Raw genomic sequence first — 14,361 nt, forward strand, 5'->3', positions numbered from 1 at the left:
GGTGTTGTCACGTTAAGTTTCTCTGGCCGGAAAGGCCAGGGGCTCGTAGATATTCAGGCGAAACAGGCCGCAATTTTCCATGCATCGAAAGCTTCGAGGCGATGGTAGCGAATTGTGTGTGCGGCTCGGCGACGAGATGGAACAGAGAAACAATTGCGGGTCGCTGAGTGCATGGAGACGAACCGTTGCAACGCTCCAGGTGACCGATGACCTTGCATGGTTCGCTCCCGTTTCCTAAACGGCAGATGGCTATTTTCGGCCCGATTATTGAGGCCCTTGTGCGACCAATGGTCAAGGCCGGGTGCCACTTCTGCCTTTGCTGCACCGTAGGAGCGGAGCTTATCGGTGATGATCCGTTTGGGAGCAAAGCCATAGCGCTTCATTAACGCCACAAGCAATCGCTTTGCCGCCCTTTTATCACGCCGCTTCTGCGAGATTTCTTCGAGAACGGAGCCATGTTGATCCACCGCACGCCAAAGCCAGAATTTTTCTCCAGCGCATTTGACGACCACTTCGTCCAAATACCAAATATCGCCGGGGCGCGCCTGACGCCGCCGCAAGTTGCGTGTGATCTGGGGGCCGAACTTGGCGATCCAACGACGAACTGTCTCGTATAATACGTCGATTCCACGCTCAAGCAGCATTTCCTCAACTTCACGCAGACTAAGGTTGAACCGCAGATAAAGCCACACCGCATGAGCAATAAGCTGTGGCGGAAAACGGTGACGCTTGAAGATGATATCTGATGTCTGCATCGCCAAAATTTACGCCCAAACCGTCAGGCAGGCAACTGTAGCCCAGTTAACGTGACAACACCTATAATTTTCTTCGGTTGGAATTTAAACCCTGGCTTTTTTTGCAAGGACGCCGAGCCGCACGTGAAGCACGCGCATCCACACTTGGGCGCGGAAAGTTGTTTCATGCTATTCATCATATAGAGGTGGTTCGGGAAATCTGGACAGCGGAGATAAGTGGAATTTCTGCCTGACTTCGGCTTAGATGCCGAGAACAGGAGATACCATGACGAGACGACCACGCCGGAACCACAGCCCTGCTTTCAAGGCAAAGGTGGCGCTTGCCGCCATTCGAGGCGAGCAGACACTGGTGGAATTGTCCCAGCAGTTCGACGTGCATGCCAACCAGATTAAGCAGTGGAAAGACCAGCTCCTTGAGGGGGCGACCGGCGTTTTCGGTGATGAGAACAAGGCGGAACCGACAGGGCCAACCGTTGATGTCAAAACGCTTCATGCCAAAATCGGCGAACTGACGCTGGAGAACGATTTTTTGTCCGGTGCGCTCGGCAAGGCGGGATTGCTGGGCGGAAAAAAATGATTGACCGCGCGCACAAGCTGTCGGTTGCAAGGCAGGCCCGGCTTCTCGGCTTCAGCCGTAGCAGCGTCTACTATTCTCCACGATCAGTGTCGGACAGCGATCTGGCTTTGATGCGGCGGATCGACGAACTGCATCTCGACTACCCTTTTGCCGGAAGTCGGATGTTGCAAGGGCTTTTGAGAGGAGAAGGGCTGGAAACTGGGCGGCTTCATATCGCAACGCTGATGAAAAAGATGGGCATTGAGGCAATCTATCGCCGCCCGAACACCTCGAAGCCAGCGCCAGGGCACAAAATCTATCCCTATCTCCTGCGCAAGCTGGCGGTCACCCGGCCCAACCAGGTGTGGGCAATGGATCTGACCTATATCCCCATGGCGCGTGGTTTTGTCTATCTCTGCGCCGTCGTGGACTGGTTCAGCCGCAAGGTTTTATCGTGGCGACTGTCGATCACGATGGAAGCGGCCTTCTGCATCGAAGCGGTTGAGGAAGCGCTGGCCCGCTATGGCAAGCCGGATATCTTCAACACAGATAGTCAGAAGATGATAGCCAGTTCCCGGGCGGTTTGTCTCAAACACCGATCGATCGCTTGGTAGGCTGGCGCTGCAAGGCGTCCAGGTGTGGCTTGACCCACACTCCGATCGACCAGCGTGTCTTTCCCTGGACCTGTCAGCCGCCCGGGAGCGCCTTGCGGTGAGGCTTTGCCTCGGCGTTTGCTTGTGACCCAAGAAGGGCCTGACCGCGTTGGTCACATGACTGTCCTGTCCATGCATATACCCGTGGTTGAGCCGTGCGATAGCGGTCAAACTCCAGAGGTTACGGCATGGAACAGAAGAACAAGCCAGCGCGTCATGTTGTCGGCGGCGTCGATACCCATAAGGATTTACATGTCGCAGCGGTCGTCGATGATTACGACCGCGTTCTTGAGACGCGCAGTTTCCCGACGACCCGTAACGGCTATCGGTTGATGCTTGCCTGGATGCGGACATTCGGAGAGTTGCAGCGCGTTGGTGTCGAGTGCACAGGCAGTTATGGTGCTGGGCTGCTGCGATATATGCAGGCCGCGGGCGTGGAGGTCCTTGAAGTTACCACACCAGATCGTCACGACCGTCGAAGACGGGGTAAGAATGATGATCTCGATGCCCAGGCTGCGGCACATGCCGCCTTTGCCAAACGGCGAACCGTCACACCTCGAAGCCGGGACGGCATGGTGGAATCTCTCAGAGTTTTAAAGGCTTGCCGAAAGACGGCAGTCAACGCTCGGCGCATAGCCTTGCAATTAATCCAGAATACGATCATCGCAGCGCCCGACGTGTTGCGGGATCAGCTGCGTCGCATGACCCGCATGCAACTGGTTCGATTGCTTGCCGCCTGGCGTCCGGACTTGACAGCCTATCGCGATGTGGAAGCGGCGTATCGGATTACCCTGAAGTCGCTTGGTCGCAGATACCTCGAACTGCATGATGAGATTGCCGATCTCGACATGATGATCGCTGCAATCGTCGAAGACCTGGCTCCGGACCTTGTCGAACGTAATTCAATTGGACACAACAGCGCCGCGCAGCTTTTGCTCACCGCCGGCGACAATCCCGAGCGATTGAAGTCAGAAGCAAGTTTCGCGGCGCTCTGCGGCGTCAGCCCTGTGCCAGCATCCTCAGGAAAGACCACAAGACATCGTCTGAACCGGGGCGGCGACCGGCTTGCCAATAGCGCCCTCCATATCATTGCAATTGGCCGCCTCAGGACCGATGACAAGACAAAGCAGTATGTCGCTCGCCGTATGGCTGCGGGCCACTCCAAGCTCGATGCAATCCGGGCATTGAAACGTTACATCGCTCGGGAAGTCTTCGGCATCATCATGCGTCGCCAGAAGCAGATCAATCAAACCAGGATCGTCGCTTGACAAACAGAAGGGCGTCAGTACCGGCGCTGCAGTTCCTCCCGACTGAGACATTCTCCAGAGCGCGGGTAGGCGGTACGGTCAATAGCTGTCATAAGGTGTCCAGAAAAGGGTGCGCCGAAGGGGTGGCGAAACATGCGTAAAATGAAGGCGTTAGGAGATAGCGATTCGTTGTCCGAAAAGGAAGACATTTCCGGACGGAGCCGCCGTCGCATGCAACCCAAAAACCGCGCGGCACTCTATCTGCGTGTCTCGACACCCGATCAGAAGCCGGATCTGCAATATGACGGCCTTCTCGGTTATGCTGATCGTGCAGGATTGCAAATCGTCGGAGATTACTGCGACATCGCCGTCTCAGGCCGTCGCGAGGGACGTCCCAGGCTCAACGCGCTGATGGCGAGCGTTCGCAACCGGGAGGTCGATTGCGTTCTGGTTTGGAAATTTGATCGTTTCGCCCGTTCCACCCGCCACCTTCTGACTGCACTCGAGGAATTCGATCATCTCGGAGTGCGCTTCATCAGCGTTCAGGATCAGATCGATACCGCAAGTCCCATGGGGCGCGCAATGTTCACGATCATTGGCGCGATGGCCGAGCTGGAATCCTCTTTGATCAGCGAGCGCGTCACCGCCGGCATGAAAGCGGCAGCTGCGCGCGGCAAGCATCTCGGACGCCCTCCGCTTGCACCTTGGCTGATCCACGAAATCGAAACCCTTGCCGCCTCTAGCGATTTCAGCATTCGCAAAATTTATGAGAAAATCGGCCAAAGGGTAAGCCGCGGCCGCGTCGGGGAGATCACAAAGCGCGTCCGATTAGGCCAGAAAAACGCCTTGTGACCGGTTTTTACACGTATCCTGAACCTACCCCATCTTGGATGTGCGATGCCTAGCATAAGGCTCCCCGAAGTGTGGTCTGCCTCGGATGATGTGACCGGAATGCCTGATCACCGGACCATCGACAGCCTAGCTTTGGGCCTATTTCACCCGATTCAGTGTGAAGAGATGAAAGAGAAAGCGTTCCGCCAACTCGGATGCATTGCCAGGGCCGGTAATCGTGATCACGTGGTGTTCATCACGTGGCTCCTCGAGGGCGGCGAACTGGCGTCGAACTCGTCACCGAGACCGGCAAGGTATTGAAGACCATCGAAGAACAGATTGCTGGGATAAACGCCCAGATGAACGCAATAGCGATCTCCTCTCAGGAGCAGTCAGTCGCGTTGGTGGAGGTCAATAGTGCGGTGAACCAAATGGATCAGGTGACCCAGCATAATGCGGCAATGGTCGAAGAGACGAACGCAGCAGGCCTGAGCCTTGCGCAGGAAGCTGCCAGGCTTCGTGAGATCATCTCGCAATTTGAACTCGCTGCCGATGAGCCAGGTGGTGGCTACAATGTCGCAGATTTCAGACGCCGCGCTTGAGCAGGAGAGGAAGGCTGGTTATGTCAAAGACCGGCCTTCGAGCATTGCCAGATGTATCCTCAGTCCGCGCCGACGCTGGTAGTTCCTTCGTCTTCTACCGTGGACCAGCGGCGAACGAATTGCGCGTCTCCGAAGACAGCTTCGAATGAAGCCGAAGCGAGGATAGCCGTTATCAAGAGGTCCGACTCGCCCACATTCTCAAAGCCGTGTGGCAGCCCTGCTGGAATGACTAAAACCTCATCAGGTGACAGGGAAATGCGTTTGTCGCCGATTGTCACCTTGGCAGTGCCGGACTGAACGCGCAGGACCTCTTCTACAGTATGGGTATGGAGCGGAGCGCCGCACCTCGGGGCAACGCGCTGGTCAAAAACACAAAGCGATTTGGCGCCGTTCACCGCTGACGTGCGCATCCGTGTCTCGACGCCTGGTCTCCAAACGACGAATTCCGTTGGATCGAATGACTGTGCCGCCATTGCCCCTCCATTGCTGAAAAGAGATTTTCGCAGCGGTGCGCTGGAAAATAAAGAGCCATCGTAGCCAGGGAGGCTGCTACGATGGCAAGTGGGCGCTATGCGCCTGGGAACATTTATTAATCAACGCGGCGTGGAACGTCCCATGGGTTTTCATCCATGAGTTCCATCGACAGTAGCTGTTCGGGGAATGACTGATACGAGACAGGGCGGAGGAACCTTGCTATCGCCAGACTACCAACGGACGTCGTTCGGCTGTCTGAAGTCGCGGGGAAGGGGCCGCCGTGGACCATGCCGTGGGAAACTTCAACGCCGGTGCCAAAGCCATTGATAATGAGCCGCCCGGCCTTCTTTTCGAGAAGCGGGACAAAAGATCGAGCAATCTGATAGTCCTCAGGCTCAACGTGGAGCGCGATTGTCAGTTGGCCTTCGAGGGATGAAAGGACTGCTCGCAGCTCCCCTTCGGTCTTGCACCGAACGATGAGAGTTGAGGCACCAAAAACCTCTTCCTGAAGATCCTTGTTCTCCAAGAAGGCCGCCGACCTTGTTTCAAAAATCACAGCCTGGCCCTGAAGAGAGCCGCCAAAGCTGCCTCTCGCTACCGTCGTCACTGCTGAATGAGCTTCAAGGGCGTCTACTCCTGCTCGGTAGCTCCGGCAAATTCCTGGTGTCAGCATCGTCGCCGATGGCACTGCTGCGATTGTTTCCTTCGCTGCAGCAATGAAGTCGGAATAGCCGTCGCCCTCAAGGACCACTACCAGGCCTGGGTTGGTGCAGAACTGACCCGCTCCAAGCGTCAACGCCGCAATCAGATCCTTTCCAATCTTGGCACCCTTCTGAGCGAGTGCTTGCTTGAAAATAAGCACCGGATTGATCGAACTCATCTCCGCGTATACCGGGATCGGTTCCGGGCGAGAGGCCGCGATTTGCATGAACGCTGTACCAGCGGTCCGCGAGCCGGTGAAACCGACAGCCTTGATGCGCGGATCAGCGACAAGTGCCTGAGAGATTGTTCTGCCGGAATCGAACAGCAGAGAGAAAGTGCCCTCTGGCATATTGCACTCTCTAACTGCAGCTTGGACTGCCCGTCCTACCAGCTCGGAGGTGCCCGGATGTGCCGAATGTGCTTTCACCACGACGGGGCAACCGGCCGCGAGTGCCGATGCAGTGTCGCCACCTGCAACCGAAAAAGCCAGCGGAAAATTGGAAGCGCCAAAGACGGCCACGGGGCCAAGGCCTATGTGACGCCGTCTGATGTCCGGTCGCGGGAGTGGCTTGCGATCAGGAAGCGCTTTATCGACGCGAATGTCCAGGTATCTACCGTCGCGGAGAACTGACGCGAACAGGCGGAGCTGACCTACAGTACGCCCTCTCTCGCCTTCAATCCGGCCTTTCGGGAGGCCTGTCTCGGTCACGCACCTGTCCACAAGCTCGTCACCAATAGCGATGATGTTGTCCGCAATTCGCTCAAGGAAGCGAGCGCGTTCGTCTGGAGATTTGTTCCGGAACTGGTCGAACGCCGCGTCGGCCAGCGTGCAGGCTGTATCGAGGTCGCTCATCTCTGCCCCACCAAAGCTGGGCTTGAGCCCTTCTCCGGTAGAGGCTTCAATGCCCCAAAGTTCGCCGTTATTTCCACGGCGCTTGTCGAAACCAATCAGTAGGTCCCCGGTGATCGTCATATTTCCTCCAAACGATTTCGGGCGTGTCTTTTGGACACGCCCGTTAGATCCTTCCTCGCTTCTAAGGCGAGGAATATAGGGCTGTTGTTTAGGCTGCCTCTTTCGTGCGGCTTGCCAGATCGTTGATTGCCTGGCGAACAGTCGACACCACGAACTCGCGCTCATCGCCTACGAGCGGAAGGCGAGGGGCACGGGTCCATTCCGGAGCACCGTAGACCAGGTTCTCAGCCAGCTTGATGTACTGGACGAGCTTGACGTGGGTGTCCAGATGGAACGACGGGGTGAGGATGCGATACAGATCGCGGGCTTCCGGGTAACGGTTCTGAGCGCAGAGATTGAAGAGTTCGACGCATTCCGACGGCCAAACGTTGGTCATACCGGAGACCCAGCCGGTTACGCCGAGCGCGGAGCTTTCGACGATCAGGTCGTCAACGCCGCAGAAGATGCTGAAGCGGTCGCCGAAGTCGACGTACATGTCGGTTACGCGGCGGATATCGCCGGTCTCTTCCTTAATGCAGACGATCTCGGGAACGTCGACCAGCTCACGAAGAACTTCGACCGTGCAATCGACGCCGTATGCAATCGGATTGTTGTAGATCATGATCGGAAGCGACGATGCACTTGCGATGCCCTTGTACCACTCAACCGTTTCGCGGTTGTCGGTCTTGTAACCCAGGCTCGGGAAAACCATGAGGCCCTGAGCGCCAAATGATTCATAGAGCTTCGCATTCTTCTTGGCGTTTTCGAGCGTGATTTCTGCCAGGCCCGAGAGAACCGGGACGCGACCGGCAACCACTTCAACAGCGGCACGGATAATGGTTTCGCGCTCTTCGATGCTCATCGAAGCGTTTTCGCCAAGCATCGGAAGAACGATTACGCCCGAGACGCCCGACTTCACGAGGCGGTCGATACTCGCCTTGGTCGCCTCAATATCAACCTTGCCTTCCTTTGTCAGCTTGGTCGTCACTGCGGGAAATACACCAGTCCACGTAGCCATAGTATCCATCCATTTCGTTGGCGTTTAGTCTATTGGATCCAATCTACAATCAAACAATGCGGATGTCTAGCTCCGGGCGGGAAAAAATTGCAGCGGCTCGAACGCATTGAAGAATCGTCATTTCCGGGTATTAATTGTATCCATTCTACAATATAAAGGCGCCAACTTATAGGGCGTATGTTGGTTCCTGGATCGTGGTGACAGACAAATGAGGCACGCTTCAAAGCAACGGATTGCAGTCATTGGGGGAGGGATCATTGGGTTGGCCGCAGCCTGTGAGGCTCTGTTCAACGGCGCATCGTTAACTGTGATTGACCGAGACCGGCCAGGCGAAAAGACTTCCGAGGGGAACGCAGGTGGCATTGCCGTCACAGAAGTGATGCCAGCTTCGGTACCTGGACTGTGGAGGAAGGTTCCCGGCTGGCTCTTCGATCCGTTGGGGCCGCTCGCGTTGCGGCCTACTCATTTGCCTCGAATGATGCCATGGCTTGCAGCGTTCGCACGCGCAGGAAGTTCGAGTGAAACTCAGCGTATTGCGTCGGCACTTGCCACCTTAAACTCGCGAACCTACGACGATCTCGTGCCGCTGCTAACGAAGGTTGGACTTGTTAGTCAGCTCATCCGTACCGGTTCGATTACCGTGTACGAGTCTGTCGATGGACTTAAGCGTGATCGCCGAGAATGGGACCTAAAGCGCCAGCACGGGATTACAGTCCAAGAATTGACGGCTGCAGAGGTCAAGGATTTGGAACCGGAGCTGAGTGATGGCTTGCAGGCAGGGGTGTTCACGCCCCAGTGGTCGCAGGTGACAGATCCGAAACGGATTCTCATAGGTCTACGTGGCTGGTTGTCGCGCCAAGGCGTCTCGTTCCTGGTTGATGATGTGAGGGCGATTACGCCCGGCCAGAGCGCGGTTGCACTGACGGGTGCCAACGGCGAGAGCAACGTCTTCAACAAGGTCGTGATCGCCGCAGGCGTTTGGTCGTCCAGGCTATCCCAACAAATTGGTGATCACGTTCTCCTTGAGAGCGAGCGGGGCTACAACACGACCATCGCCTCGCCGCCGGTCTCGCTCCAGCGAGAAGTGATCTTTGCTGACAAGAAGTTTGTCGTCACGCCGCTGACTTGCGGACTCAGAGTAGGTGGGGCTGCTGAGTTCGGAGGACTTGAGGCTCGGGCAAATCCAGAGCGCTCGGCCGCCCTGCTGAAACTTGCGACGCATTATCTGCCAGGTCTGAAGGGCTCCTCCGGCGAGACATGGAACGGACATCGCCCGACGACACCGGACAGTCTCCCAGTTATCGGGGCCTCGCCCAAAAGCTCGCGTGTAATCTACGCATTTGGTCATGGTCATCTCGGGCTCACGCAGGCCGCCACGACAGCCCGCCTGGTCGGCGACCTACTGTTTGACCGACCTCATACTATTGACCTCACTCCCTTCTCAATCAGCCGGTTTGCAAGCAAAGAAAGACGGAGACCCAATGACACGCCAGACGTTTTTCTGCATTGACGCTCACACATGCGGCAACCCAGTTCGCGTAGTTGCTGGCGGCGCTCCCGTTCTTCCGCACGTCTCGATGGCGGAGAGGCGTAAGGTCTTCCTCAGGGATCACGACTGGGTTCGTCGCGCCTTGATGTTTGAGCCTCGCGGCCATGACGTCATGTCAGGATCGATCCTGTATCCCCCCTCGCGCGACGACTGCGATATCGGCGTGTTGTTTATCGAGGTGAGCGGGTGCCTGCCCATGTGTGGGCATGGGACTATCGGGACGGTGACCGCAGCGCTAGAGAACGGCTTGGTGCGTCCGAAGACTGAGGGTCGATTGTCGATTGAGACACCTGCCGGTCGCGTCGACATCGAGTATGTTCAGAAGGAAGGCTACGTCGAGCAGGTCCGCCTCTTCAATGTCCCAAGCTATCTACATGCACGGGATGTGGAGATTGACGTCGAGGGCATAGGGACACTGAACGTGGATCTGTCGTACGGCGGGAATTTCTACGTGATCGTCGAGCCGCAGGCCGCCTGGCCTGGTCTCGATCAGATGGCAGTCAGCGAAATCGTCAGGCTGAGCCCGAAGGTTCGTCAAGCGGCAGAGCGTAAGCTGAGCCCTGTTCATCCCGAAGACCCGAACATCTTTGGGGTCAGCCACGTTATGTGGTGCGACAAGCCCAAAAATGCCCGCGCCGACGCGAGGAACGCGGTTTTCTATGGCGAGAAGGCGATTGATCGCTCTCCTTGCGGCACCGGTTCCTCGGCGAGGATGGCACAGCTTGTCGCTCGGGGCCATCTTCAGGTCGGCCAGTCCTTTATGCATGAAAGCATCATCGGAACGATGTTCGATTGCAGGGTTGAGGCCGCTGCGACCGTCGCAGGTAAGCCAGCGATCCGACCCAGCGTCGCTGGATGGGCGCAGGTGACCGGGAACAATACGATCTTCGTGGATGACCGTGACCCGCTTTGTCACGGATTTCAACTTGCTTGAACGCCATCTTCATAGGGCCTAACAGAAAACCTCAGCATGCCATTTGCGTCAGTTCTAAATATTGAGCCGGACGGTCCAAACGCCGCCGATCCTATCCCCCCGAATTTCCGTCCCACTGACAAAACTGAGCTGCCTGAGCTGCTCGACGCTGTTCAATGGTCCCATGGCTCCTACTTTTGGTCCGGCGCGGACGCTGATAGCGGCCTGCCTTTCGACAGGCTGCACGTTCGCGACGGAGCTTCCAGCGATCTGATTTCTATCGGTGGTGTTGGCTTTGGGCTGCTGGCTATTGTCGTAATGGCAAGCCGTGGCTGGCTCCCTCGCAGCGAGGCGGCACGACGCGTGGACCGTACTATTGCCTCTCTGGAGCGTGTTCCCCGGTTCAAGGGTGCCTTCCCGCATTTTGTCAGGCGAGACTTCTCAGTAGTCCCACTTGTTCCGTGTGACGATGGCGGCGACCTTGTCGAGACTGCGCTTCTGGCTCAGGGCCTCATCTGCGCCCGAGAGTTTTTCTCTTTCGATGAGCCGGAGGAGATCGGAGTTCGAGTGGGCGTCAATCGCATCGTTGGCCTGATCGAATGGGCGAACTATGTGCGGCCGGATGCACGACGCTCACTATACTGGCACTGGAGCCCGAAACACTTTTGGACGCTCAACACCCCAATAACCGGGTGGAACGAGGCTTTGGTTGCCTACGTCCTCGCAGCTGGCTCCGAGGCATTCCCAATTGATAGAGAGGTATTTCGGGTAGGCTGGGCGAACGAGGGGAATCATCGCAACGGTACTGACTACTACGGCCACCGGCTACCTGCTGGTGTCCCGTTTGGCGGTCCGCTCTTCTTATCTCAGTATTCGTTCTGCGCTTTGGACCCACGTTCGTTACGTGATAACGACATTCAATATTGGGACCAGGCGGTCGCGCACTCGCGCATCAATTTTGAGCACTGCCGCAGGAACCCCAATGGCCACTTTGGCTACGGCACCTATGGCTGGGGTCTTACGGCGTCCGACGGGCCAAAAGGCTACCTCGTGAGTTGCCCGGTAAACGACCACGGCGTGCTGGCTCCCACTGCGGCGCTGTCTAGTTTTCCCTTCGTCCCGCAAGAGTCTGAAATGGCACTCCGTTCGTTTTTAAGGTACGGCAACGGACGGCTTTGGACGGAGTTTGGCTTCGTGGACTCGTTTGCTCCCTCGCAAAATTGGGTCTCCGAGTGGCGTCTGGCGATTAACCAAGGACCGGTGGTCGCAATGATTGAGAACTTCCGATCCGGCCTCCTGTGGCGCTTATTCATGAACGCGCCTGAGATCAAGCGCGGTTTGGATCGACTTTCTGTGAACACCCAATAGCAGCGAACATTCTGTTTACCCCGCGCCAAAAAGTCCCCACAAAATTTGAGGAGACACTAGACTGCGAATATCGAATATAATAGATTGGATACAATGATCGTCTGTGGTTGGCGGTCTAGTCGAGTCAATCCTGTAGATGCTCGTGATCCTTGATGGGTGCCTAAGACGAAGTTGCGGGTCATCAAGTGTCTGGTTGTCAACGAGAACGCGGGGGTAAGCTTCATGCCAAGTGTGGCTGGGCTGCTCGGAGTCATCAATTGGGGACATCAAATGCCGAATAGGAAATACGACTACATCGTTGTCGGGTCGGGAGCAGCGGGCTCGATTGTGGCGGCCCGATTGGGCGAGGATCGCAATGTACGGGTTCTCGTGCTCGAAGCTGGTCCGCATGATAATTCGATCTATGTCCGCATGCCCGCTGCGATGTCCTATCCACTCACGGACAAGACCAGGACATGGGAATTCGATACTGGCCCTGAGCCTGCGCTGCACAATCGCATGGTGCCGCATATCCGTGGGAAGATGCTCGGGGGCTCCGGTTCGCTCAATGGTATGGTCTATGTGCGCGGAAACCCGCGTGACTTCGACCGGTGGGCCGAAGACGGCGTGAAGAGCTGGTCGTATGCTGACTGCCTGCCGTACTTCAAGAAACTTGAAGCCTACGATGGCGGTGCAAACGAGTACCGTGGCGGAAAGGGCCCTATCGCGATCACGACGCTGAAGGCCGATCACGAGATCTTCCAGGCCTTTCTTGAAGCCGGGCAGCAGGCCGGTCATCCGCTCAACAAGGACTACAACGCTTATCGCCAAGAAGGTGTCCACGCTTACCAGGCCAACATCGACCACGGTATCCGCGCCAGTGGCGGCCGGGCCTATCTTCGACCGGCCGTGAAGCGTGGCAACGTCGACCTGCAGCTCAATGCATTGGTTCACAAGGTACTGTTCAGCGGCAAGAAAGCCACCGGCGTGCGGTATGAGCAGGCAGGCAAGGTGATTGAAGCTGAGGCCGAACGCGAAGTCATCCTGTGCGGCGGCGCTTTCAACTCTCCACAGCTGTTGTTGCTCTCGGGCGTCGGACCTGCCAGCGAACTCGCTGCCCATGGAGTGAAGTCGGTGCACGACCTCCCTGGCGTCGGGAAGGGGCTTCAGGACCATGTCGCCGTTTCCGTGAAGTATCGCGGTTCGCGAAAAGGTGTCTCACCGGTAGGCGAAATGAACATCTTCAAGATGGCGATGATCGGTGCTCAGTGGATGTTCCTGCGCCGTGGCATCGGTGTCACCAACATGTGGGAGACCGGCTCGTTCTTTAAGAGCAGCGACTCCATCGAGTATGCCAACATCCAGCATGAATTCCTCCCGATGTTGGGCGAACTGATGCACGGTGAAGTCAATATCGAAGACGGCTTCCAGTACCAGGTTTGCCTTGGGCGACCGAATAGCCGAGGCGCCGTAACCTTGAACAGCGGCGACCCTCGCAAGCACCCGTCGATTGTCCTGAACTATCTGACGGACATGGAAGATCGCCGAAATCTGATTGATGGCGTGAGACACACCGACGAGATCATTCAGCAGCGTGGATGGGACAAGGTCCGTGGGGAAGCCGTCGTTCCGGGCCTCCGGAAGAAAAGCGATGAGGAAATCTTCGCCTGGCTTCAGGACAACATGGGTACGCAATACCACCCGTGCTCCAGCTGCCGCATGGGCAGCGATGACATGGCGGTCGTCGACGAAGAGGGGCGTGTACATGGCATGCAGGGCCTGCGCGTAGTCGATGCCTCGGTGATGCCGCGCATCTCAAACGGAAACCTGCACGCGCCGACGATGATGATTGCCGAGAAAATCTCGGATCGTATCAAGGGAGTGGCGGCCCTCAAGCGTGAACCGCAGCCTTACGCCGACCAGAAGCAATACGCCTAGTACCTCCCAGGCACAGAAAAGGCCCGCATGGTGGAAGCCAAGCGGGCCTTTTCTGCGTGGGCTTGTATCAGGCTGCTCCGAGCTTCCTATGCTCCAGACCGCGAATTACGTCGTCCCGAGCGTCCGTGATGTGCTTCTTGAGCAGTTTCTGTGCGGCTGAATGCTTCGCCTCGGCGAAATATTCCGCAAGCTCCTTGTGCTCCGCAAGCGCTTTCGTTTGAGCCGCCTTTGCATCAATTTGCAGCCGAAGATAGCGGTCTGCAGAATTATAGAGGCTTGAAAGCACCGACAAGGAGCGAGGGCGATTTGCCGGAAGAGACAAGGCCGTGTGAAAAGCCCAGTTGAGTTGGCTCAAGGCAGCTGGGCCCTGATCACCCACGAGCGCCTTTTCGTAGTCGTGGAACGCGTTCCACACTCGGGCCACATCCTCATCCCTGGCCTGATCCATCGACTTCTGGAGAATGAATGGCTCCAGCATAAGGCGAGCCTCGAAGATGTCGATAGCGTCATCGGCCGTAAGCTTGGCGACCACAGCGCCTTTGTGCGTGTGGATGACAACCAGTCCCTCCGCTTCCAGCTGAACCAGAGCTTCACGGACTGGGATGCGGCTTACACCAACTTCGTCAGCGATTGCCTCCTGGCGGATCTGATGTCCGCCTTCATAGAAGCCGGAAATAATTCTATCGCGCAGGAGGTCGAGGACCGAGGAAGTGACAGTTTGGCGCTTAATAGCAGGAGCAACTTTCATTACGGACTCATCATGATGAAAACCGTATATTGAATACAAAGTGACCGTTGCGCAAGCATCTACTCAATGCTTTCGC

Annotated in this window: 12 protein-coding genes and 1 pseudogene; 8 read left to right on the top strand and 5 right to left on the bottom strand. The window is 56.8% G+C overall.

What is annotated here, in order from left to right; all coding sequences use genetic code 11:
• Positions 1-53: 53 nt before the first annotated feature.
• On the bottom strand, positions 54-755 hold the full coding sequence (locus ABWW11_RS20970; protein ID WP_353411545.1) for an IS6 family transposase: 702 nt from the start codon (positions 753-755) through the stop codon (positions 54-56).
• Positions 756-1,020: 265 nt separating this feature from the next.
• On the opposite strand from ABWW11_RS20970, the pseudogene ABWW11_RS20975 reads away from it, so the two are divergent.
• The 4 genes and pseudogenes from ABWW11_RS20975 to ABWW11_RS20990 all read left to right on the top strand — a co-directional run.
• Positions 1,021-1,883 (top strand): annotated as a pseudogene (locus tag ABWW11_RS20975) (IS3 family transposase); the annotation flags it as partial.
• Positions 1,884-2,152: 269 nt separating this feature from the next.
• Positions 2,153-3,232: an IS110 family RNA-guided transposase gene (locus ABWW11_RS20980; protein WP_213507024.1), complete on the top strand. Its 1,080-nt coding sequence runs from the start codon at positions 2,153-2,155 to the stop codon at positions 3,230-3,232.
• 210 nt (positions 3,233-3,442) lie between these two features.
• The gene (locus tag ABWW11_RS20985) at positions 3,443-4,063 is read left to right on the top strand and encodes a recombinase family protein (RefSeq protein ID WP_319081021.1); all 621 of its coding nucleotides are present in this window, start codon (positions 3,443-3,445) and stop codon (positions 4,061-4,063) included.
• A gap of 239 nt (positions 4,064-4,302) precedes the next feature.
• Positions 4,303-4,644, top strand: coding sequence for a methyl-accepting chemotaxis protein (locus tag ABWW11_RS20990; protein ID WP_413464712.1), 342 nt, complete (start codon positions 4,303-4,305; stop codon positions 4,642-4,644).
• A 59-nt stretch (positions 4,645-4,703) separates the two neighbouring features.
• Here the strand turns inward: ABWW11_RS20990 and ABWW11_RS20995 are convergent, their stop codons facing one another.
• From ABWW11_RS20995 to ABWW11_RS21005, 3 genes are all read right to left on the bottom strand, one after another.
• Positions 4,704-5,117 carry a cupin domain-containing protein gene (locus ABWW11_RS20995; protein ID WP_319081023.1) on the bottom strand — a complete coding sequence of 138 codons (414 nt, stop codon included), beginning with the start codon at positions 5,115-5,117 and terminating at the stop codon, positions 4,704-4,706.
• 116 nt (positions 5,118-5,233) lie between these two features.
• Positions 5,234-6,793: an aldehyde dehydrogenase (NADP(+)) gene (locus tag ABWW11_RS21000; protein ID WP_319081024.1), complete on the bottom strand. Its 1,560-nt coding sequence runs from the start codon at positions 6,791-6,793 to the stop codon at positions 5,234-5,236.
• Positions 6,794-6,881: 88 nt separating this feature from the next.
• A complete protein-coding gene (locus ABWW11_RS21005; RefSeq protein WP_319081025.1) occupies positions 6,882-7,790 on the bottom strand; it encodes a dihydrodipicolinate synthase family protein in 909 nt (302 codons plus the stop codon).
• Positions 7,791-7,998: 208 nt separating this feature from the next.
• Between ABWW11_RS21005 and ABWW11_RS21010 the strand changes: the two genes are divergently transcribed.
• From ABWW11_RS21010 to ABWW11_RS21025, 4 genes are all read left to right on the top strand, one after another.
• Positions 7,999-9,300, top strand: a complete 1,302-nt coding sequence (locus ABWW11_RS21010; protein WP_319081026.1) for an NAD(P)/FAD-dependent oxidoreductase — start codon at positions 7,999-8,001, stop codon at positions 9,298-9,300.
• On the top strand, positions 9,272-10,273 hold the full coding sequence (locus ABWW11_RS21015; protein ID WP_319081028.1) for a 4-hydroxyproline epimerase: 1,002 nt from the start codon (positions 9,272-9,274) through the stop codon (positions 10,271-10,273). The genes ABWW11_RS21010 and ABWW11_RS21015 overlap by 29 nt, the downstream gene beginning before the upstream one ends.
• A gap of 36 nt (positions 10,274-10,309) precedes the next feature.
• Positions 10,310-11,620 (top strand): glucoamylase family protein, encoded by a 1,311-nt coding sequence (locus ABWW11_RS21020; protein ID WP_319081029.1) that lies wholly within the window; start codon positions 10,310-10,312, stop codon positions 11,618-11,620.
• A 270-nt stretch (positions 11,621-11,890) separates the two neighbouring features.
• On the top strand, positions 11,891-13,537 hold the full coding sequence (locus ABWW11_RS21025) for a choline dehydrogenase (protein ID WP_319081030.1): 1,647 nt from the start codon (positions 11,891-11,893) through the stop codon (positions 13,535-13,537).
• Between the two features lie 67 nt (positions 13,538-13,604).
• Here ABWW11_RS21025 and ABWW11_RS21030 read toward each other — a convergent pair whose 3' ends face one another.
• Entirely contained in the window at positions 13,605-14,285 is a 681-nt protein-coding gene (locus ABWW11_RS21030) for a GntR family transcriptional regulator (protein ID WP_319081031.1), read from the bottom strand.
• Positions 14,286-14,361: the final 76 nt, after the last annotated feature.

Origin of the sequence: Brucella sp. NBRC 113783, assembly GCF_040372265.1 — a bacterium.
Taxonomy (GTDB): Bacteria; Pseudomonadota; Alphaproteobacteria; order Rhizobiales; family Rhizobiaceae; genus Brucella; species Brucella teleogrylli.